The sequence below is a fragment of the Salinarimonas sp. genome, from assembly GCF_040111675.1.
Taxonomy (GTDB): domain Bacteria; phylum Pseudomonadota; class Alphaproteobacteria; order Rhizobiales; family Beijerinckiaceae; genus Salinarimonas.
Map to the genome: position 1 here is coordinate 4,467,249 of NZ_CP157794.1, position 19,303 is coordinate 4,486,551.

Consider the following 19,303-nt stretch of genomic DNA (forward strand, 5'->3'; position numbering starts at 1 on the left):
TCGCCGGCCCGGCGATGCCGGGTCGGCGCGCGCGGAACCCGGCCCCTCAATGCATCATCACCACCGGCACGGTCATCGCCTGCAGCATGCCCCGGGTCGCGCCGCCGAGGATGAACTCGCGCATGCGGGAATGGCCGTAGCCGCCCATCACCACGAAATCGGAGCCGACGTCCGCGACGTGGGAGAGCAGCGTGTCGGGCACGTCGCCGACATCCGCGATGCGGCGGCCGCGGGCGCGCACGCCATGGGCCTCGAGATGGCGGGCGAAGGCCTCGGGGTCGGCGCTGCGCGGGCGGCGCGGGTCCTCGACCGAGACGACCTCGACGGTGCGCGTGCGCGCGAGCAGCGGCAGCGCGGCGCCGATGGCGCGGGCGGCGGTGGGGCTCTCGTCCCAGGCGACCAGCGCATGGTCGAAGCCCAGCGGCGTCTTCTGGATATAGGGCGCGAACAGGAGCGGCCGGCCCGAGCCGAACAGCAACGCCTCGGCGAGAAGCGTCTCGCCCTCGCGGCCCTCGGCCGGCGGCTGCTCGAGCACGACGAGGTCGCAATAGCGGGCGCGGCGCTGGAGCTCGTGCGAGCAGGCGTCGAACGTGCCGGAGATCACCTCGGTGCGCGGGTCGATCCCCGCCTCGCGGGCGAGCCCGGCGATGGCCTCCACCTGGGCGCGCGCCTCGCCGCGGGCGCTCTCGCGAGCGTTGTCGAGGATCTCCACCGGCATCTCCGGCACCACATAGGTCGGCGTGATCATGTCGAAGGCCGGGCAGGCGACGCGCATGGCCGCGCCGAAGCTCTGCGCGAAGGCGGCGGCGAAGGGCCCCACCGCCTGCGCCCGCGCGGTGGGGACGACGAGAATGTCCTTGATCATGACCGTTCCCTTGTTCTCGGCCCGCCGGACGAGCGCGGACGGGCGGCATCCGGGCACAGTCTGCGTCGTGAGGCCGCGGCGCGCATTGACTTGCCGCAAGCGGGAACGGGGCGGCCTCGCGCGGGGCGCGTCGCCCGAGGGGCGGCGCGATCTCGCCTCGCTTTCGTCATTCTCCCGCGCACACTGAGCACTCGACGCATCGTGACAAGAGCGCGCCGTCCGAGCGCGCCGACGGGATCCTCGGCATGACACGCACCCCACGCCTCGTCGCCGCCGGCCTCATCCTGGCCGCCGCCGCGGCGGCCCTCGCCGGCCTCCTCTGGATCGCGCCGGGCGTGACGCCCGATCGGCGCGCGACCGTCGAGCCGGAGATCACCGGCTCGCTCGGGCCGCGGCCCGAAGCGCCCGCGCCGGCCGCGGCGCCGGTCGCGGCCGAGGCCGAGGCCGCCCTCGATCCGGCGACGCCGGGCGTCGTCGCTCCGGAACCCGCCGCGCCGCCTCCGAAGCCGAGCTTCGCCGCCATCCGCGACGCCGGCGGCCTTCGCCTCACCGGCGCCGTCCCGAACGAGGCGGACCGCGCCGCGATTCTCGTCGCCGCGCGGGCGCGCTTCGTCGCCGAGCCGGTGATCGACGAGCTCGCCGTCGCCGAGGACGCCGAGCCGGCGCCCGCGCCCGTCGCCGGGCTCGCGCTCTCCGCCCTCGCGCGGCTCGCGGAAGGCGAGGCGCGGCTCGCCGGGAACGCCGTCTCGCTGGAGGGTCGGGCGCTTTATGGACAGGCCGTGCAGCGCATCGAGGACGAGATGCGGCTTCGGCTCCCCGAGGACTGGATCGCGAAGCTGCGCCTCGAGGCGCCCGAGGCCGCGCCGGAGCCGAAGCTCGCGCCCTATCCCTCCCGCGCCGCCGCGCCGGTTCCGCCGCAGACGGAGGCCGACGAGGCGACCGCCGCGGGCGAGAGCGAGGGCGAGGGCGCGACGACGGACGCCGCGTCGGCCGGACCCGCCTCTACTGAACCCGCGGAAGCCGGGGCTCTTCCGCCGCGGCCGCAGCGGGCGGACCTGACGACGCTCGCTCTGCACCCGCTTCCGCCGCGGCGATGAAATCCGCGATGCGTCGGGCGAGCGCCCCGCGCAGCAGCGGCGCGTGCCCCTCGCCCGAGACGGTGTGCGCTTCCACCGAGGGATGACGCGTTTGCATCTCGGTCAGCGTCGCCTCCGAGAGGAGATCCGAGTGCTCGCCGCGGATCGCGAGCACCGGCGCGTGGGCGAGCCCCTCGAAGAGGGGCCAGAGCGGCGGGGGCGACTGCTCGAGGTCGAGCTCCTCCAGCGTCTTCATCAGCGCCGGGTCGTAGGCGAGCGCGAGCTTGCCGTCGTCGCCCTCGGTCCAGGTGCCGCGCGCGAGCGCCATCCAGCCCTCGCGGTCGAGGCCGGGGAACTGCGCGCCCTGCAGACGCTGGAGGGCGTCGATCGCCTCGTCCCACGACTTCGGGACGGGCAGCTTTCCGACGTAGCCGCGGATGCGGATGAGGCCCTTGCCCTCGATCACCGGGCCGATGTCGTTGAGCACCACCGCCTTCAGGAGCGCCGGCCGAGCGGCCGCGAGCGCCATCGTGATCAGCCCGCCGCGGGAGGTGCCGACGAAGGCGGCCTCCCCGACGCCGAGCGCGGCGAGGACGGCGAGGACGTCCTGCGTCTCGACGGGAACGGCGTAGTTCTTCCAGTCGTCGTCCCGCGCCGAGAGTCCGCGCCCGCGATAATCGAGGGCGAGGACGCGCCGGGGGCGCGTTTCGTCGCGCGACAGGACGAGCGCCAGCTCGTGGAAGTCCTGCGCATGGCGGGCGAGCCCGGGCAGGCAGACGACGGGCCAGGCCCGGTCCGGCGCGGCGCCGTAGACGCGCACGTGCAGCTCGAGCCCGTCGGAGGCCCGCACGAACCGGGATACGTAGTCCTGCCCTGAATCGCGTCTCGTGGCGTCCATGTCGCGGCAACCCTCGTCCGACCGGCCCGTTCCTCCACTTCGACGGCCGGGCCGCGCGCCGTCAACCCCGAGGTAGGAAAGCGCGGCGTAAAGCGGTGGACGGCGACGCATTGCCCTCCTCGTCCGCGTGGAAAACACTTGCGCGGCAAGGGGCCAAACTCTAAGGCGAGGGTCGGTCGCGGGCGCGTCGCCGGCCCCGCGCGCGGGTGTGCGTCGCGGGTTCGCCGCTCGGGCTCGACAAGGGTAACACCGCCGATGAACAGAGGTCGCCGGACGCGCTCATGAGCATCGCTCTCATCGCCCTCCTGCCCCTCGCGGGCGCGCTGCTCGCGCCGGTGACGATCCGCTACGGCCGCAACGCCTGCGCCGCCACCGCCGGCGCCGCCTCCCTCGCCGCCTTCGCCCTCCTGATGAGCTTCGCGCCCGGCGTCTATTCGGGCGAGGTGGTGCGCCAGGAGATCGAATGGCTGCCGCAGATCGGGCTGTCCTTCGCCTTCTTCGTCGACGGGCTCGGCTTCTTCTTCGCGACCCTGATCCTCGGCATCGGGCTCCTGATCGTGGTCTACGCGCGCTACTACCTCGCGCGGCAGGACCCGATGGGGCGCTTCTACGCCTACCTGCTGCTCTTCCAGAGCGCCATGCTCGGCATCGCACTGTCCGACAACGCGCTGATCTTCCTGATCTTCTGGGAGATGACGAGCCTCTCGTCCTTCCTGCTCATCGGCTATTGGCGCCACCTCCCCGAAGGCCGCCAGGGCGCGCGCATGGCGCTCGCGATCACCGGCGGCGGCGGGCTCGCGCTGATCGCGGGCATGCTGCTGCTCGGCGAGGCGGCGGGGACCTACGCGATCTCCGAGATCATCCAGCGGGGCGCGATCATCCAGGCCTCGCCCCTCTACGTGCCGGCGCTCCTGCTGATCCTGGTGGGCGCCTTCACCAAGTCCGCGCAGTTCCCGTTCCATTTCTGGCTCCCGCACGCCATGGCGGCGCCGACGCCGGTCTCGGCCTACCTGCATTCCGCCACCATGGTGAAGGCCGGCGTCTTCCTGCTCGCGCGCTTCTGGCCGGCGCTGGCGGGGACCGACATCTGGTTCCTGATCGTCACGCCCATCGGCCTCGCCACCATGGCGATCGCCGCCTTCATCGCGATCTTCAAGAACGACCTCAAGGCGCTCCTCGCCTACTCGACCGTCAGCCATCTCGGCATGATGACGATGCTGCTCGGCTTCGGCACGCCGCTCGGCGTCGTCATCGCCATGTTCCACATCCTCAACCACGCGACCTTCAAGGCGGCGCTCTTCATGAGCGCCGGCATCGTCGACCACGAGGCCGGCACCCGCGACATCCGCAAGCTCGGCGGGCTCGTGAAGCTGATGCCGATCTCGAGCGTGCTGGCGCTGATCGCCGCCGCCTCGATGGCGGGCCTGCCCTTCTTCAACGGCTTCCTGTCGAAGGAGATGATGCTCGAGGCCGCGGTCCACACCGAGCTCACCGGCATCCCCTATCTCGTGCCGACGCTGGCGACGCTCGCCGCGGTGTTCTCGGTCGCCTATTCGCTGCGCCTCGCCTGGTTCGCCTATCTCGGCCCGACCCGCGAGAGCTATCCGCACCACCCGCACGACCCGCCGGTCGGCATGTGGGGGCCGGTGGCGCTCCTCGTCGGCCTCGTCGTCGCCATCGGCGTCATCCCGCCGATCGCCGGGCCGGTGGTCGCGACGACCGCGGCGGCGGTGCTGCAGACGGACGAGCTGCCCTACTACTCCCTCGCCATCTGGCACGGGATCACGCCGGCTCTGTTCATGTCCGGCATCGCCATCGTCGTCGGCGCGATCATGGTGGCCGCCTACCGCTCGCTGTCGAGCGCCCACGCCGCCCTGCCCCATCCGGACGCGAAGACGATGTTCGACCGGGTCATCGCCGCCACCGTCGCGACGGCGCGGGGCTTCACGGCGCGCACCCAGACCGGCTCGCTGCAGCTCTACGCGGGCGTGATCGTGACCGCCATCGTCGCGGTCGGCCTCGTCGCCTTCCTTCAGGGCGGCCACGCCGCCGGGACGCGGCCGATGCTGCCCGTCAACACCCCGGCGATCGTCGCCTGGGCGGTTCTGATCGCGGTCTCGGGAGTCGTCGTCTTCGCCCATACGAGCCGGCTGATCACGCTGATCCTGACGAGCGTGGTGGGCCTCATCGTCTCGGTGGCCTTCCTGCAATTCTCCGCGCCGGACCTGGCGCTGACCCAGATCTCGGTCGAGGTCGTCACCACGATCCTGCTGCTGCTCGCGCTCAACCTGCTGCCCCGTCGCAGCGAGCCGGAGCGTAGCGCCGCCGCGCGCTGGGGCTCGGGCGCGATCGCGGTCGCCGCCGGCCTCGGCGTCGCCTTCCTCGCCTACGCCGTGATGACCCGCGACGTGACCTCGATCTCGGAGTACCACATCGCGCTCTCGAAGCCCGGCGGCGGCGGCACCAACATCGTCAACGTCATCCTGGTCGACTTCCGCGGCTTCGACACGTTCGGCGAGATCATCGTGCTCGGCATCGCCGCGCTCGGCATCTTCGCCATGCTCGATTCCGCCCTGCGCGGCGCCTCCGCGCGCCGGCTCGAGGCGATGAAGCCCAGGCTGCATTCCGGCGACGCGCATCCGATGCCGCTCGTCGTCGCGACCCGCGTGCTGCTGCCGCTGGCGATCACGGTCGGCGTGTTCATCTTCCTGCGCGGCCACAACGAGCCCGGCGGCGGCTTCATCGCCGGCCTGGTTGTCGCCATCGCGCTGATCATGCAGTATCTCGCCTCGGGCTACGACTGGGCCTCGGCGCGGGCGCGCTACAATCCCCACGCCATGATCGGCGCGGGCGTGCTGATCGCCGGGCTCACCGGCGCCGGCGCGTTCCTGTTCGGCGCGCCGTTCCTGTCCTCGTCCTACGACTATTTCCACATCCCCTTCATCGGGGAGGTGGAGCTCGCGACCGCCATCGCCTTCGATCTGGGCGTCTTCCTCACCGTGGTCGGCACGGTGCTGCTGGCGCTCTTCCAGATCTCGCGGGTCGAGCACAAGGCCGAGCGCGAGCCGGTGCCGGAGGGCCCCTACGAGCCCCCCTTCCATTCCAAGGCGGCGCCGCGCGTCGTCGAGCCCGCCCGCGACAAGGAGGCGTGAGATGGAGCTTCTGCTCGCTTCCGGCATCGGCGTCCTCACCGCGGCGGGGGTCTACCTCGTCGCCCGGGCGCAGACCTTCCCCGTCATCATCGGGCTCGCCTTCCTCACCTACGCGGTCAACGTCTTCCTGTTCGCCATGGGCCGGCTCACGGTGAACGCGCCGCCGATCTACGAATCCGGCGTGAAGGTCTACGCCGACCCCCTGCCCCAGGCGCTGGTGCTCACCGCCATCGTCATCTCCTTCGGCATGACCGCGCTCATCGTCGTGCTGGCCCTGCGCGGCTTCCTCGAGAGCGGCGACGACGGCGTCCAGGCCAACGAGCGGACGAAGAGCGAGAGCGGACGCGCGTCATGAGCCTCACGGACCACCTGATCGTCGCGCCTATCATCCTGCCGGCCTTCGTCGCGGCCTTCGTCGTGCTCGCGCTGCGCGAGAACCTGGCGGCGCAGCGGATCGTCTCCTTCACGGCGACGGCGGCGCTGGCGGCGCTGGGCGTCTATCTGTTCGCGCTCGCCTCGGACGGGGAGACGCGGCCCTATCTCCTCGGCAACTGGCCGGCGCCCTTCGGCATCATCCTGGTGCTGGACCGCCTCTCGGCGCTGATGGTGCTCCTGACGAGCGTCCTCGCCCTCGTCGTCGTCGCCTACGCGTCGGGCGGCTGGGACGCGAAGGGCAAGCACTTCCATGCGCTCTTCCAGTTCCAGCTGATGGGCATCATGGGCGCCTTCCTCACGGGCGACGCCTTCAACCTGTTCGTCTTCTTCGAGGTGATGCTGATCGCCTCCTACGGGCTGATGCTGCACGGCGGCGGCCCGGCCCGCCTTAAGGCGGGCTTCCACTACGTGGCGATCAACCTCGTCGGCTCGACGCTCTTCCTCTTCGCGGTGGGCCTGATCTACGCCACCACCGGCACGCTCAACATGGCGGACATCGCCCGGCGCTCGGCCGAGGTCGCCGCCGGGGACGTGGCGCTCCTGCGGGTCGGCGCGCTGCTGCTCTTCCTCGTCTTCGCGCTGAAATCCTCGCTCGCGCCGCTGCACTGGTGGCTGCCGACGACCTACGGCGCGGCCTCCGCGCCGGCGGTGGCGATCTTCGCCATCATGACCAAGGTCGGCGCCTACTCGATCATCCGCATGAACGCCATGGTCTTCGGCGGCGATGCCGGCCCGGTCGCCTTCGTGGCCGAGCCCTGGATCATCCCCGCCGCGCTCGTCACGCTGGTGATCGGCGCGCTCGGCGTGCTGGCGACGCGGCGGCTCGTCGACCTCGTCGCCTTCTCGGTGGTGTGGTCGATGGGCTCTCTGCTCATCGCGCTCGGCCTGTTCGACGTCGCGGGGCTCACCGCCGCGCTCTACTACGCGGTCCACTCGACGGTGGCGGCGGCCGTGCTCTTCCTCATCGCCGACATGGTGACCCGCCGGCGCGGCGTGGCGGGCGACAATCTGCGCACGGCCCCGCCGATCGCCAACGACGCGCTGATCTCCGGGCTGTTCTTCGTCGCGGCCATCGCCATGGCGGGCCTGCCGCCGTTCTCGGGCTTCATCGGCAAGCTCCTGATCCTCGACGCCGCCCGCGCCTCCGCCTACGGGCCCTGGATCTGGGCGCTCGTCCTCGTCACCTCCCTCGTCGTGGTGGTCGGCTTCGCGCGGGCGGGCTCCACCATGTTCTGGAAGGCGCAGGCGGTCGGCGGCGGGCTCGTCGCCGCCGCGCCGCCGCCGGAGCGGGAATACGACACGCCCCGCCACGAGACGGCGGCGATGCGCGCCGCGGTCTACGCCCTCCTCGCCGTCGCGGCGCTCCTCGTCCTGTTCGCGGGCCCCGTCACCGACGCCCTCGAGGCCACGGCGCGGCAGATCCTCGACCCGGCCGGCTACGTCGCCGCGGTGTTCGACCCTGCCGTCATCCCGGAATGGAGCCGCTGATGTCGCGCATCCTGCCCCATCCCGTCCTCACGCTCGTCATCACGGCCGTCTGGCTGCTGCTCGTGAACGCGTTCTCGCTCGGCGCGCTGGTGCTCGGCTTGATCATCGGCGTGCTGGTGCCGCTCTTCACCGGGCCCTACTGGCCCGGGCGCCCGCACGTGCGCCACCCGATCAAGATCGCGGCCTACGTGCTGATCGTCCTGTGGGACATCGTCGTCTCGAACGTGCAGGTGGCCTATCTGGTGCTCTTCCGCCGGGGAGAGTCCCTGCGCTCGCGCTTCGTGACGGTCCCGCTCGAGATCGAGACGCCGGAGGCGATCACCGTGCTCGCCGGCACGATCACCATGACGCCGGGCACCGTCTCCGCCGACCTCTCGGCCTGCGGGCGGGCGCTCCTCGTCCATTGCCTCGAGACCGACGACCCGGACGGCACCGTCGCCCAGATCAAGGACCGCTACGAGCGGCGCCTCAAGGAGATCTTCGAATGATCGAGATCGCCGCCCTGATCGCCATCGCCGCGATCGCCGTCTCGATCGGGCTCAACGTCTACCGCCTCGCCAAGGGGCCGGACGTGCTCGACCGGGTGCTCGCCCTCGACACGATGGTGATCAACGCCATCGCCCTCGTGGTGATGATCGGCGTCTGGTACGCCACCGACGTCTATTTCGAGGCGGCCCTGCTGGTCGCCATGGTCGGCTTCCTGTCGACGGTGGCGTTCTGCAAGTTCGTGCTGCGCGGCAACGTGATCGAGTGAGGGGATGATGGCTTTCGCGCTCGAGCTCCTGATCGCCGCGCTGCTCGTGATCGGCGCCTTCTTCCTGCTGGTGGGCTCGATCGGGCTCGCCAAGCTGCCGGACATGATGCGCCGGCTCCACGGGCCGACCAAGGCGACGACGCTCGGCATCGGCGCGATCCTGATCGCCTCGATCGTCCACGCCTGGGCCGTCCGCGGCTACCTGTCGCTGCACGAGCTGCTGATCACGCTCTTCCTGTTCCTCGCCGCCCCGATCACGGCCTACATGATCGCCAAGGCGCACATCCTCGTCTCGCGCGAGACGCAGGACGCCATGACGCCGACGGGGACGGAGGCGCCCTGGTCGACGCTCTCGGAGCCCGCGCCGCGGCCCGCGCGCGAGCGCGAGGAGGCCGCGCCGGAGCGCGGCTGACGGGCGGCGCGGACCCCGAGACGTCCCCTCGCGCGTTGGGGGGACGTATCGCGACGGAGACCGCCCATGCCCCGCATGATCCTGCTTCGCCACGGCGAGAGCGTTTGGAACCGCGACAACCGCTTCACCGGCTGGACCGACGTCGATCTCTCGGACGCCGGGGTCGCGGAGGCGCAGGAGGCCGCCCGGCGCCTCGCCGCCTCGGAGATCGCCTTCGACCTCTGCTACACCTCGGTGCTCACCCGCGCGATCCGCACGCTGTGGATCGTCATGGGCGAGATGGACCTGCGCTGGCTGCCCGTCGAGCGCTCCTGGCGGCTCAACGAGCGCCATTACGGCGCGCTGCAGGGCCTCGACAAGGACGAGATGCGCGAGAAGGTCGGGAAGGAGCAGGTCCACGCCTGGCGGCGCGGCTACGCCGTGCGCCCGCCCGCGCTGGAGGACGACGACGCGCGCCATCCCGGCCGCGATCCGCGCTACCGGCTCGTGCCCGACAGCCGGCTGCCGCGCTGCGAGAGCCTGCAGGACACGGTCGCCCGCGTCCTGCCCTACTGGCTCGAGCGCATCGAGCCCGCCCTGATGCAGGGCCGCACGCCGCTCATCGCCGCGCACGGCAACTCCCTGCGGGCGCTCGTGAAATATCTCGACGACATTCCCGACGACGACATTCCCGGGCTCGAGATCCCCACCGGCGTGCCGCTGGTCTACGAGCTGGACGACGGGCTGCGGCCGCGGGAGAGCTATTACCTGGAGGGCTAGGGCGGCGGCTGGCGCTCGCGGCCGTCTCTCCTCACCCGAACCGCCGCTTCACCTCCTCCACGATCGGCCCCACCCCGAACCGCACCGGGTCCGTCGCCGGCAGCTTGTAGAGCGTCTCGATGCGGGCGAGCTCGGCGCGGGCGTCGTCCTCGGAGAGCTTCTCGGTGTTGACGGCGACGCCGACGCAGCGGATCGCCGGGTTCGTCAGCCGGCCGAGCGCGATCGTCATGTGGATGACGTCGCCGATCGTCGGCAGCGCGGTGTTCACGCCGCGCATCGTGGTGCGGGTCGGCTCGTGGCAGACGACGAAGGCGTCGGGCTGGGCGCCGTGCAGGAGCCCGAGCGAGACGCCGGCGAAGGAGGGGTGGAACAGCGAGCCCTGGCCCTCGATCAGGTCCCAGTGGCTCTCGTCTGCCGCCGGCGAGATCCATTCCACCGCCCCCGAGATGAAGTCCGCCACCACCGCGTCGATGGCGACGCCGCGCCCGGAGATCAGCACGCCGGTCTGGCCCGTGGCCTTGAAGTCGGCGTCGAAGCCCGCCTCGCGCATGCCGGTCTCGAGGGCGAGCGCGGTGTATTTCTTGCCGACCGAGCAGTCCGTGCCGACGGTGAGGAGCCGCTTGCCCGGGCGCTTGTCGCCCTTGCCGGTGGCGAAGCGCTCGCTCGAGTGGCGCACGTCGTGGAGCTTGCGGCCGTTGCGGGCCGCGGCCTCCGCGATGGCGGGGACCGAGCCGAGCTTCGTGTGCAGCCCCGCCGCGACGTCGAGGCCGGCGTCGAGAGCGGCGACGATCTCGGACACCCAATGATCGGGCAGCACGCCGCCGGCGTTGACGACGCCGACGACGAGCGTCTTCGCGCCCGCCGCCGCGCCCTCCGCCACCGACATGTCCGGCAGCTTCGCATCGGCGTTGCAGCCCGGCAGGCGCAGCTGGCCCACGACCCAGTCGCGGCGCCAGTCGACCACGCCGAGGCCGGTCTTGGCCGCGAGCGCGTCGCGCGCGTCGCCGAGGAAGAGCAGGTAGGGGCGGGCGATGTCCATGGGGGTCCTTCTCGGGTTCTCGCGGCGTCAATGCGCCATGAAGACGGGGATGGTGGCGTTGCCCAGTATATGGCTGGTCGCGCCGCCGAAGATCATCTGCCGAATTCGGCTCTGGGTGTACGCGCCCTTGAACAGCAGGTCGCAGCCGACGCTGTCGGCGTAGGCGAGCATCGTCTCGCCGGGATTGCGCTTCTCGCCCCCGATATGCACGGCCTCGACCGGCAGGCCGTGGCGCTGCAGCGAGCGGGCGAGCGCCTCGCCGCTGGGGCCCGGCACCATGCCGTTCTCGACGGTGAGCACGACGATGCGCTTCGCCCGCTCCAGCAGCGCCATGCCCATGGCGACGACGTGCGCGGTCTCGGTCGAGCCGTTCCAGGCGATGACGATGGTCTCGCCGAACGTGTCGCGGGCGAGCGGCGGGGCGATCAGCGCCGGGCGCCCGCCCTCGAACAGGACCGCCTCGAGCGTCGCCATGCGCGGACCCGACGCGCTCTGCCCGGGCCGGCCGACGACCGTGATGTCGAAGACGCGGGCATAGGCGCCGACGAACTCGTCCCCGGCGGGCGCGTCCGCGTACCAGCGCCAGCGCGGGCCGTCGGCGGGGCCGGCGTCGCGCATCAGCCCGGCCGCGTCCATGTGCGATTCGAAGCTCTGGCGGGCCTGCGATTCGGCCTCCTGGTCGCCGCGCTCGTCGGCCGCCCAGGTGAGGCCCATGACCATGTCCACGGAGACGATCTCGGCGAGCGGCGGGCGCAGGGCGAAGCCCTCGATGTAGCTGTCGAAGCGGCGCGCGAGCGCGAGGGCCGTGTCGAAGGTCGACCCCATCAGCTCGTGCGGCGCGGTCGGGACGAGAACGGTCTTCATGCGCGGGCCCCCTGTCGCCGGTTCGGCCCCGCCATCCTTGCCTCAACCGCCGCGCCTCGCAACCGCCCTTTCGCGCAGGGCGGGTGTGGGATCGTTCCGGCGCGCGGCGGGAGCCTCACCCGTCCTCGCCGTCGATCGCGCCGTCGACCACTTGCCGCGCCACGCCGTAGGGAAAGCCGGCGCGGGCGAGGCGGGCGATGTCCTTGTCGCGATTCTCGGCGCGGGCCGCCGTGCGGTAGGGCCCGAGGCGGCGGCGCCTGGCGAGCGCCCACGCCGCCTCCCGCTCCGGATCGGCGTCGGGATCGTCCTCGGCCCGCGCCTGCGCATCGCGCGCGAGCGCCGCGCCGACGGTCTCGGCGTCGACGCCCTTGGCCGCGAGCTTCGCCGCGATCGCCCGTCGCGAGCCGCCCCGGCGCCGCAGCGAGGCGACCCGCGCCTCGGTATAGGCCGTATCGTCGACGAGCCCCGACGCCGCCGCCCGCGCCACCGCCTCCTCGACCAGGGCGAGGGCGGCCTCCGGCTCCTCCCCCCGCAGCCGACAGCGCCGCTCGACCTTGCGCGCGAGCACACGCCGCAGGTTCTCGGCGCTGGAGGCGTAGCGCTCGAGATAGGCGAGCGCCATGCGATCGAGCACGGCCCGGGTGACCGGGCGCGGGGGCTTGCGGGGCGAGGCGGGATCGGCGGGGGAGGACATGGAGCGGGTCTAGCCGGCGAGGCACCGCCTTGCAAAGGCCGGCTGCTTAGCCGGCTGATGTCATCGACGCGCCGAAAGCCCGCGGAAGCGTCGTCACGGAAAGCTTTGCATCCGGGCTCTTCTTGCGCTTGCTATGCGTTGCAACAGGCACGAAAGACCCGGAGACGCCCATGACACCCGCGGACGCGCCCCTGCCGCAGCCCGCGCCCGCCGCCGAGGCGGCCGCCGCCGATGCGCCGACGGGCCCCGAGCGCGAGATCGAGCTGAAGCTCGAGCTCGCCCCGGCGGACTGGAAACGGCTGTCGCGCCACGCCGTCCTGAAGGAGGCGCAGGCCGGCCCCGCCAAGAACAAGCGGATGGAGGCGACCTATTTCGACACGCCCGACCAGCGCCTGCGGGCGAAGGGCGTGTCGCTGCGCGTGCGCCGCATCGGCAAGGCCCGCATCCAGACGGCCAAGGCCGCGGACGGCCCGGCGGCGGGCCTGTTCGATCGGGCGGAATACGAGGCGACGGTCGGCGGGGACGCCCCCGATCTCGCGCTGCTCGACGCGACGCCGCTCGCGCCGCTCTTCGCCAAGCGCAAGATCCGCGAGGGGCTCGCGCCGGCCTTCGCCGTCTCGACGCGCCGGCGCATCCTCCCCGTGGCGCGCGACGGCTTCGCGGCGGAGATGGCGGTGGACGAGGGCGTGGTCACCGCGGGCGAGCGCACCGAGCCCTTCTGCGAGATCGAGCTGGAGCTCACCCGCGGCGCGGCGGGCGCGCTCTTCCGCTTCGCACGCGCGATCGCCGAGGCGGTGCCGGCGCGCCTGGGCTTCCGCACCAAGTCCGAGCGCGGCTACGCGCTGGCGGCGGGCGAAGGACCGCAGGTCGTCAAGAAGATCGAGGTTTCGCTCGACCCGGCCATGCCGACGGGCGCCGCCTTCCAGGCGATCGCGCGCGCCTGCCTGGCGCAGCTCGTCGCGAACGAGGCGGCGCTGCGCGACCTGCGCGCGCCGGGGGCCGTGCACCAGTCCCGCGTCGCGCTCAGGCGGCTGCGCGCGGCGATCGCGCTGTTCAAGGGCGTCGTCGAGGACGACCGCAGACGGGCGGTCTCGGCGGAGCTGAAATGGATGGCGAACGCGCTCGGCGCGGCGCGCGACCTCGACGTCTACGTCGCCACCGTGATCGAGCCCCTGCGCGCCGCGCACCCCGACGACGCGGACATCGCCCGCGTCGCGGAGGCCTTCGCCGCGCGGCGCGACGCCGCCTACGCCGCCGCGCTCGAGGCCTCGACGGGCGCGCGCTACCGGCTGATGCTGATCGACACCGCGGCCTGGGTCGAGGCCGGCGACTGGCTCTGCGGCGAGCGCGCCGTCCGCGACGCGCCGGTGGAGGCCTACGCCGCGCGCCTGCTGACGAAGCGCTCGAAGCGCATCCGCAAGGAGGGCGCAGCGATCGCGACGCTGGAACCCGAGGCGCGCCACGAGCTGCGCATCGCGGTGAAGAAGCTGCGCTACGCGGTGGAGTTCTTCGAGAGCGCCTTCACGCGGCCCCGCGCCGACGACGAGAGCGGAAAGCGGGCCCGCAAGGCGGGCAAGCGCCACGCGACGGCCCTCGGGGCGCTCGAGGCGCTGCAGGAGGATCTCGGCGCGTTGAACGACATCGCGGTGGGGGAGACGATGGCGGCTGGATTCGCCGATCCCGATCCGGCGCTCGCGCGCGGTCTCGCGAAGCTCGCCCGCCCGGACGCGGAGGAGGCCGCCGCGGCGCATCTCGCCGCCGCGCGCAAGGCCTACAAGCGCTTCGCCGCGGCAAAGCCGTTCTGGGGGTGACGGCGCGGGCGCGCTGCGATGTCATCGCGGCGCCCGCGCGTGCGGCTCACATGCCGCACTCTTCCTTGGCGCGGTTCATCGCCGCGGTGAAGCCGGAGAGGGAATAGACGTCCGTCGTGTCGTTGCCGCGAGCCGAGCGGACCTTCAGCTCGAAGCTGCGGCCGCGCACGAAGCCCGCCACGACGTCGTCCTCCTGCGCTGGGTCCTGGACCCAGGCGTTCTCGCCGCGCGTGACGAAGTTGAACGTCGTCCCGTCGATCTCGCCGGTCGCGGTCTGGTTCTCCTCGGTGGGGAAGCCCATCACCGCGGCGACCTCGTTGGAGACGTTCTCCGAAGGGCGGAACGAGACGAAGAGATAGCCGGGATCGCGCCTGAGGCTCTCCGGCAGCCGGCGCTGCGGCTGCGACAGCGCGTAGCACAGCTTGGAGCCGCTCGCCTCGGTCGTGTAGGCGGCCCAGTCGCCGAAGGTGCCGAGCTGCGTCGCCTGCGCCTGCTGCGCCTGCGCGGGAGCGGAGGCGGCGACGGTGGCGACCGCGCAAGCGCCGAGGAGGGCGAGCGTGGGCGCGAGGCGGCGGGTCGATCGGGTCTGCTTCATGAGGCTTACCTTGAATCGCGGGGTTTCGTCGCCTTCCGGCGGGCTCGGCTTTCGCAGAGCACTAGATTGGCCAGAAATGGGCAAAAATACGTTAACCTTGCCTGAACGCCGAGAAACCGCCTTCGGCGGATTGCCGGACGCGTCAGGACGCCTTAACACTGTGCGGCGTGAGGCGTTCGCGGCCTGCGTCGCGCGCCGCAGACGGCGACGCGGGCCGCGAGGCCCTGATCGAGCGAGACGGCGGCCGTGCCGCCGGGAAGGATCGAGGATCGTTTTGCTCTCCCCGAGCGAGCACGCGGCGCTCGTCGCCGCCGTCGCGCAGGAGCGGGATCGGGAGGCGTTCGCCCGCCTGTTCGACCATTTCGCCCCGCGGCTGACGGCCTATCTCATGCGCCAGGGCGCCGAGGCGGCCGTGGCCGAGGAGATCGTGCAGGACGCCATGGTGACCCTGTGGCGCAAGGCGGCCCTGTTCGACCCCGCGAAATCCTCGCTCACCACCTGGCTCTACCGAATCGCCCGCAACCGCCGCATCGACCTGATGCGCCGCGATCGGGACACGCCGGTCGAGCCGGAGAACCCGGTCTTCGACGTCGCGGACACGACCGATCTCGAGGGCGAGCTCGACGCGACCCAGCGCGAGGCCGCCGTCCGCGCGGCCATGAAGAGCCTGCCCGAGGAGCAGCGCAGCCTCGTCGTGCTGGCCTTTTTCGACGGGCTCTCCCATTCCGACATCGCCGAGCGCACCGGCCTGCCGCTGGGCACCGTGAAGTCCCGCATCCGCCTCGCCTTCACCCGGCTCAGGCGGACGCTCGAGAGCGACGGGGTGGTCGAGGCGCGCTAGGAGGGCTCCCGCGATGAAGGCGATCCTGTGCGAGCGGCTGGGGCCGCCCGAGAGCCTCGTCCTCGCCGATGTGCCGGTTCCCGAGCCCGGGCCGGGCGAGGCGCTGGTGCGGGTTCGCGCGGCGGCGCTGAACTTCTTCGACACGTTGATCATCGAGGGCAGGTACCAGTTCGCGCCCGACCTGCCGTTCTCGCCCGCGGGCGAGCTCTGCGGCGAGATCGCCGGGCTCGGCCCGGGCGTCTCCGGCTGGCGGGAGGGCCAGCGCGTCCTCGCCTATCTCGGCTGGGGCGCGGCGCGGGACTACGTCGTGGTCCCCGCCGAACGCCTCGTCGCCGTGCCGGACGCCCTCGAGGACGCCCGCGCGGCGGGCCTGAGCGTCACCTACGGCACCACCCTCCACGCGCTGATCGATCGCGCCGCCATCCGACCGGGCGAGACGCTCGCGGTGCTGGGCGCCGCCGGCGGGACCGGGCTCGCGGCGGTGGAGCTCGGCAAGGCGCTCGGCGCGCGGGTGATCGCCTGCGCCTCCTCCGGCGAGAAGCTGGCGCTCGCCCGCGAGAGCGGCGCCGACGAGACCGTGAACTACGCCGAGGAGGACCTGAAGCAGCGCCTGAAGGCGCTGACCGGCGGGCGCGGCGTCGACGTCGTCTACGATCCCGTGGGCGGAGACCTCGCCGAGCAGGCGCTGCGGGCGACGGCCTGGGAGGGGCGCTTCCTCGTCGTCGGCTTCGCCGGCGGGGCGATCCCGAAGATCCCGCTCAACCTCGTCCTGCTGAAAGGCTGCGACCTGCGCGGCGTGTTCTGGGGCGCGTTCCTCGAGCGCGAGCCCGCGCGGCACGCGGCGAACATGGAGCGGCTCGTCGCCTGGGCCGTCGACGGCACGGTGAAGGCGCGGGTCGACGCAGCCTATCCGCTCGCGCAGACGCCCGCCGCGCTGGGGCGGCTCGCCCGGCGCGAGGCGAAGGGCAAGCTCGTCGTCACGCCGTGAAGGCGCGATCGAGCGCCGCCTCGACCATGTCCGCCGGCACGACGTGACCGCCCGCGAAGTCCCGCCAGTCGACGTCGTAGCCGTCGCGCGCGAGCCGCTGCGCCACCCGGCGGCCGCAGCGGTCGATCGGCAGGACCCGGTCGTCCCGGCCGTGGCAGACGAAGATTCGCGGGTGCGGGCGCCCCGGCGTCGGCGCGACGAAGCCCGGCGAGAAGGCGATCAGGTCGGCGAACAGTGCGGGGTTCGCGAGGCCGAGGGAGAGCGCGTACGAGGCGCCGTCGGAGAAGCCCGCGAGCGCCATCCGGACGGGGTCGATCCGCAGGCGGTCGAACGTCGCGGCGAGGGCCTCGTCGATACGGGCGACGTCGGGGCCGTAGTCGCGCTGCAACAGGTCCCAGGTCGCGCCCTCCGATTCGGGGCAGAGCACGACGACACCGCGGCGGGAGGCCGCCTCGCTCACCATCGGCAGCACGTCCATGGCGCCGGCCCCCGCGCCGTGGAGCATGAGGAGCAGCCCGGCCGGACGCGCCGGGTCGCGGGTGCCGGGCACGAAGAGGAGGCCGTCGCGCAGCCCGGCCTGACGCAAGCCGTGCGTACCCGGCGCGATCACCGCGCCCTCGGGCGCGCCCGGGCGGGCCGAGAGCAGCCCGCGGCGATGCAGGGCGGTGACGGCCATCGGCGTCTCCTCGACGGTCCCTCGCGCGTTCGGTCGGATATCGGGGAGGCAAGGCGGTGAGGGAAAACGGGTTCCAGGCGCCGCCCGATCAGGCGGAGGCGATCGGCCGGATCGTCGGCTCGGGCGGGCGCGTCCTCGTGCTCGGGCCGGTCGACGTCGGCAAGAGCGCCTTCTGCCGCCTGCTCCTCGAAGCCGGCGCCCAGGCCGGCCGGCGCGTCGCGCTCGTCGATGCCGATCCCGGCCAGAAGACCGTCGGTCCGCCGGCCGCGGTGACCCTCGCCCGCGGCCCGGACCTGCGTCTCGCCGGCCTCGCCTTCGTCGGCGCGGTCGACGTGCTGCGCGCGCCCGCGCGCGTGGCGCGGGGCGTGGAGGCCGCCCTCGCGCGTCTGGCGGGCGAGGGCGGAGCCGATCTCGCGGCGATCAATTCCGCGGGTCTCGTGACGCGCCCCGGCCACGGCCTGATCCGCGCGCTGATCGCGGCGGCGCGCCCGGACGCGATCGTGGCGATCGGCGGCGGCGAGGCGCTCGCGCCGGCGCTGGCGGGCGCGCGCGCACCGATCCTCGCCCTCGATCCCTCCCCGCGGGCGCGCCGCAAAAGCGCCGGCGCCCGCGCACGCGCCCGCCGGGAGGCGTTCGCCGCGTATTTCGCCGAGGCGGAGATCCGGCGGCTGCGTCTCGACGCCGCGGCGCGCGCGGCTCTCGCGGACGCCCCGGACGGGCTGCTGCTCGGCCTGTGCCCGATCGAGCCCTGCGGCGACGCGCTCGCCCTTCTGGCCGGACGCGACGGCGAGGAGGCGCTTCTCCTTGCTCCGCAGGAGGTTCCACGCGCGCCCTCCACGGACGCGCCCCTTCCCGCGCGAATCGTGCCGGGCTTCGTCACCCTCGACCCGGACTGGCGCGCCGCGCCTCTGCCGGCGCCGGAACCCTGAATCGCGGCGGACGGCGCATACGTCGAATTGACGAAAATTAGTAATTTCGAAAGGGGCATGGCGAAACCATGCGCACACGGCCGCCGCGCGACCGCCCGAGCGGCGGCGCCAGCGAGAACGGCCGACAGGAAGAGGCGCCCCAGACGCGCGGGGGCGGCCGGGAACGCCGAACGGCGCCGGCCGGAAATCGAACGGAATCGGCGACGAGCCGACGAGGAGATTTCGGTGTATCACGACGCATTCTCCCCATCGGTGGATCGCGTCGGGCCAGCCGGCTGCGCCGCCTGCGCCGCCGCGCCCCGACGCGACTTCGCCATATCGATGGCCTTCCAGCCCATCGTCGACGTCGAGACGGCCCGGCCCTACGCCTACGAGGCGCTGGTGCGCGACCGCGACGGCGCGGGCGGCGCGGCGCGCGTCCTCTCGCGGGTCGAGCCGGAGGCGCGTTACGCCTTCGACCAGGCCTGCCGGGTGCGCGCCGTGACGCTCGCCGCCGCGCTCGGCCTCGCCGAGACGGGCGCTCTGCTGTCCATCAACTTCCTGCCGAACGCCGTCTACGAGCCGCGGACCTGCATACGCCGCACGCTCGCGGCCGCACGGCGCGTCGGCTTTCCTCTCGACCGGCTGATGTTCGAGGTCAGCGAGAGCGAACGCGTCGCCGACGACGACCACCTCGCCCACATCGTCGCCTCCTATCGCGAGATGGGGTTCGTGACGGCCATCGACGATTTCGGCGCCGGGCATTCCGGCCTCGCGCTGCTGGCGCGCTTTCGACCCGACGTGATCAAGCTCGACATGGCGCTCGTCCGCGACATCGACGCGGACCCGGCGCGGCGGACGATCGTGCGTGCCATGGTCGGCATGACCCGCGAGCTCGGGGTGCGCCTCGTCGCGGAGGGGATCGAGACCCGCGCCGAGAGCGAGGCCCTCGCCCGGCTCGGCGTGCGCCTGCAGCAGGGCTACCGCTTCGCCAGGCCCGCCTTCGAGGCGCTGCCCCGGATCGACTCCTGAACCTCCAATCCCGAAC

General features: G+C 72.8%; 20 protein-coding genes. 13 read left to right on the forward strand and 7 right to left on the reverse strand.

Annotated elements, in window-relative coordinates; genetic code table 11:
- Window positions 1-46 precede the first annotated feature (46 nt).
- On the reverse strand, window positions 47-865 hold the full coding sequence (locus ABL310_RS20675) for a universal stress protein (RefSeq protein WP_349368882.1): 819 nt from the start codon (window positions 863-865) through the stop codon (window positions 47-49).
- Between the two features lie 245 nt (window positions 866-1,110).
- On the opposite strand from ABL310_RS20675, the gene ABL310_RS20680 reads away from it, so the two are divergent.
- The gene (locus ABL310_RS20680) at window positions 1,111-1,962 is read left to right on the forward strand and encodes a hypothetical protein (protein ID WP_349368883.1); all 852 of its coding nucleotides are present in this window, start codon (window positions 1,111-1,113) and stop codon (window positions 1,960-1,962) included.
- On the opposite strand, the gene ABL310_RS20685 is transcribed toward ABL310_RS20680, so the two are convergent.
- A complete protein-coding gene (locus tag ABL310_RS20685; RefSeq protein WP_349368884.1) occupies window positions 1,868-2,839 on the reverse strand; it encodes an alpha/beta hydrolase in 972 nt (323 codons plus the stop codon). The genes ABL310_RS20680 and ABL310_RS20685 overlap by 95 nt on opposite strands.
- A gap of 281 nt (window positions 2,840-3,120) precedes the next feature.
- On the opposite strand from ABL310_RS20685, the gene ABL310_RS20690 reads away from it, so the two are divergent.
- The 7 genes from ABL310_RS20690 to gpmA all read left to right on the forward strand — a co-directional run bounded on the left by ABL310_RS20690 (window position 3,121) and on the right by gpmA (window position 9,839).
- Window positions 3,121-5,991: a monovalent cation/H+ antiporter subunit A gene (locus tag ABL310_RS20690; RefSeq protein ID WP_349368885.1), complete on the forward strand. Its 2,871-nt coding sequence runs from the start codon at window positions 3,121-3,123 to the stop codon at window positions 5,989-5,991.
- 1 nt (window position 5,992) lies between these two features.
- Window positions 5,993-6,346 carry a Na+/H+ antiporter subunit C gene (locus tag ABL310_RS20695; protein WP_349368886.1) on the forward strand — a complete coding sequence of 118 codons (354 nt, stop codon included), beginning with the start codon at window positions 5,993-5,995 and terminating at the stop codon, window positions 6,344-6,346.
- The gene (locus ABL310_RS20700) at window positions 6,343-7,914 is read left to right on the forward strand and encodes a monovalent cation/H+ antiporter subunit D (RefSeq protein WP_349368887.1); all 1,572 of its coding nucleotides are present in this window, start codon (window positions 6,343-6,345) and stop codon (window positions 7,912-7,914) included. Before ABL310_RS20695 ends, ABL310_RS20700 begins: the two co-directional genes overlap by 4 nt.
- Window positions 7,914-8,402 carry a Na+/H+ antiporter subunit E gene (locus tag ABL310_RS20705; protein WP_349368888.1) on the forward strand — a complete coding sequence of 163 codons (489 nt, stop codon included), beginning with the start codon at window positions 7,914-7,916 and terminating at the stop codon, window positions 8,400-8,402. The genes ABL310_RS20700 and ABL310_RS20705 overlap by 1 nt, the downstream gene beginning before the upstream one ends.
- Window positions 8,399-8,668, forward strand: a complete 270-nt coding sequence (locus tag ABL310_RS20710; protein WP_349368889.1) for a K+/H+ antiporter subunit F — start codon at window positions 8,399-8,401, stop codon at window positions 8,666-8,668. The genes ABL310_RS20705 and ABL310_RS20710 overlap by 4 nt, the downstream gene beginning before the upstream one ends.
- Before the next feature lie 7 nt (window positions 8,669-8,675).
- A complete protein-coding gene (locus ABL310_RS20715) occupies window positions 8,676-9,080 on the forward strand; it encodes a Na+/H+ antiporter subunit G (RefSeq protein ID WP_349368890.1) in 405 nt (134 codons plus the stop codon).
- Window positions 9,081-9,146: 66 nt separating this feature from the next.
- Complete coding sequence (gene gpmA, locus ABL310_RS20720) at window positions 9,147-9,839, forward strand: 2,3-diphosphoglycerate-dependent phosphoglycerate mutase (protein WP_349368891.1); 693 nt, start codon at window positions 9,147-9,149, stop codon at window positions 9,837-9,839.
- Window positions 9,840-9,870: 31 nt separating this feature from the next.
- Here gpmA and dgcN read toward each other — a convergent pair whose 3' ends face one another.
- The 3 genes from dgcN to ABL310_RS20735 form a co-directional block, all read right to left on the reverse strand.
- Entirely contained in the window at window positions 9,871-10,878 is a 1,008-nt protein-coding gene (gene dgcN / locus ABL310_RS20725) for an N-acetyltransferase DgcN (protein WP_349368892.1), read from the reverse strand.
- A 27-nt stretch (window positions 10,879-10,905) separates the two neighbouring features.
- On the reverse strand, window positions 10,906-11,742 hold the full coding sequence (locus tag ABL310_RS20730) for a universal stress protein (protein WP_349368893.1): 837 nt from the start codon (window positions 11,740-11,742) through the stop codon (window positions 10,906-10,908).
- Between the two features lie 115 nt (window positions 11,743-11,857).
- A complete protein-coding gene (locus ABL310_RS20735; protein ID WP_349368894.1) occupies window positions 11,858-12,436 on the reverse strand; it encodes a RecX family transcriptional regulator in 579 nt (192 codons plus the stop codon).
- Between the two features lie 170 nt (window positions 12,437-12,606).
- Here ABL310_RS20735 and ABL310_RS20740 point away from each other — a divergent pair, with 170 nt between their 5' ends.
- Window positions 12,607-14,247 (forward strand): CHAD domain-containing protein, encoded by a 1,641-nt coding sequence (locus ABL310_RS20740; protein WP_349368895.1) that lies wholly within the window; start codon window positions 12,607-12,609, stop codon window positions 14,245-14,247.
- Between the two features lie 46 nt (window positions 14,248-14,293).
- Here ABL310_RS20740 and ABL310_RS20745 read toward each other — a convergent pair whose 3' ends face one another.
- Entirely contained in the window at window positions 14,294-14,842 is a 549-nt protein-coding gene (locus ABL310_RS20745; protein ID WP_349368896.1) for a hypothetical protein, read from the reverse strand.
- Between the two features lie 274 nt (window positions 14,843-15,116).
- On the opposite strand from ABL310_RS20745, the gene ABL310_RS20750 reads away from it, so the two are divergent.
- On the forward strand, window positions 15,117-15,683 hold the full coding sequence (locus tag ABL310_RS20750) for a sigma-70 family RNA polymerase sigma factor (protein ID WP_349368897.1): 567 nt from the start codon (window positions 15,117-15,119) through the stop codon (window positions 15,681-15,683).
- A gap of 13 nt (window positions 15,684-15,696) precedes the next feature.
- Window positions 15,697-16,671: an NADPH:quinone oxidoreductase family protein gene (locus ABL310_RS20755; RefSeq protein ID WP_349368898.1), complete on the forward strand. Its 975-nt coding sequence runs from the start codon at window positions 15,697-15,699 to the stop codon at window positions 16,669-16,671.
- Here ABL310_RS20755 and ABL310_RS20760 read toward each other — a convergent pair.
- On the reverse strand, window positions 16,661-17,347 hold the full coding sequence (locus tag ABL310_RS20760; RefSeq protein ID WP_349368899.1) for a phospholipase: 687 nt from the start codon (window positions 17,345-17,347) through the stop codon (window positions 16,661-16,663). The genes ABL310_RS20755 and ABL310_RS20760 overlap by 11 nt on opposite strands.
- 56 nt (window positions 17,348-17,403) lie before the next feature.
- On the opposite strand from ABL310_RS20760, the gene ABL310_RS20765 reads away from it, so the two are divergent.
- Both ABL310_RS20765 and ABL310_RS20770 read left to right on the forward strand, forming a co-directional pair.
- Window positions 17,404-18,276, forward strand: coding sequence for a Clp1/GlmU family protein (locus ABL310_RS20765; RefSeq protein WP_349368900.1), 873 nt, complete (start codon window positions 17,404-17,406; stop codon window positions 18,274-18,276).
- Window positions 18,277-18,501: 225 nt separating this feature from the next.
- Window positions 18,502-19,287 carry an EAL domain-containing protein gene (locus ABL310_RS20770; RefSeq protein ID WP_374730346.1) on the forward strand — a complete coding sequence of 262 codons (786 nt, stop codon included), beginning with the start codon at window positions 18,502-18,504 and terminating at the stop codon, window positions 19,285-19,287.
- Window positions 19,288-19,303 lie beyond the last annotated feature (16 nt).

What these genes read in the sequence shown, in the direction of transcription:
- ABL310_RS20675 (WP_349368882.1), bottom strand. Translation starts at nt 865, where the DNA reads ATGATCAAGGACATTCTCGTCGTCCCCACCGCGCGGGCGCAGGCGGTG.
- ABL310_RS20680 (WP_349368883.1), top strand. Translation starts at nt 1,111, where the DNA reads ATGACACGCACCCCACGCCTCGTCGCCGCCGGCCTCATCCTGGCCGCC.
- ABL310_RS20685 (WP_349368884.1), bottom strand. Translation starts at nt 2,839, where the DNA reads ATGGACGCCACGAGACGCGATTCAGGGCAGGACTACGTATCCCGGTTC.
- ABL310_RS20690 (WP_349368885.1), top strand. Translation starts at nt 3,121, where the DNA reads ATGAGCATCGCTCTCATCGCCCTCCTGCCCCTCGCGGGCGCGCTGCTC.
- ABL310_RS20695 (WP_349368886.1), top strand. Translation starts at nt 5,993, where the DNA reads ATGGAGCTTCTGCTCGCTTCCGGCATCGGCGTCCTCACCGCGGCGGGG.
- ABL310_RS20700 (WP_349368887.1), top strand. Translation starts at nt 6,343, where the DNA reads ATGAGCCTCACGGACCACCTGATCGTCGCGCCTATCATCCTGCCGGCC.
- ABL310_RS20705 (WP_349368888.1), top strand. Translation starts at nt 7,914, where the DNA reads ATGTCGCGCATCCTGCCCCATCCCGTCCTCACGCTCGTCATCACGGCC.
- ABL310_RS20710 (WP_349368889.1), top strand. Translation starts at nt 8,399, where the DNA reads ATGATCGAGATCGCCGCCCTGATCGCCATCGCCGCGATCGCCGTCTCG.
- ABL310_RS20715 (WP_349368890.1), top strand. Translation starts at nt 8,676, where the DNA reads ATGGCTTTCGCGCTCGAGCTCCTGATCGCCGCGCTGCTCGTGATCGGC.
- gpmA (WP_349368891.1), top strand. Translation starts at nt 9,147, where the DNA reads ATGCCCCGCATGATCCTGCTTCGCCACGGCGAGAGCGTTTGGAACCGC.
- dgcN (WP_349368892.1), bottom strand. Translation starts at nt 10,878, where the DNA reads ATGGACATCGCCCGCCCCTACCTGCTCTTCCTCGGCGACGCGCGCGAC.
- ABL310_RS20730 (WP_349368893.1), bottom strand. Translation starts at nt 11,742, where the DNA reads ATGAAGACCGTTCTCGTCCCGACCGCGCCGCACGAGCTGATGGGGTCG.
- ABL310_RS20735 (WP_349368894.1), bottom strand. Translation starts at nt 12,436, where the DNA reads ATGTCCTCCCCCGCCGATCCCGCCTCGCCCCGCAAGCCCCCGCGCCCG.
- ABL310_RS20740 (WP_349368895.1), top strand. Translation starts at nt 12,607, where the DNA reads ATGACACCCGCGGACGCGCCCCTGCCGCAGCCCGCGCCCGCCGCCGAG.
- ABL310_RS20745 (WP_349368896.1), bottom strand. Translation starts at nt 14,842, where the DNA reads ATGAAGCAGACCCGATCGACCCGCCGCCTCGCGCCCACGCTCGCCCTC.
- ABL310_RS20755 (WP_349368898.1), top strand. Translation starts at nt 15,697, where the DNA reads ATGAAGGCGATCCTGTGCGAGCGGCTGGGGCCGCCCGAGAGCCTCGTC.
- ABL310_RS20760 (WP_349368899.1), bottom strand. Translation starts at nt 17,347, where the DNA reads ATGGCCGTCACCGCCCTGCATCGCCGCGGGCTGCTCTCGGCCCGCCCG.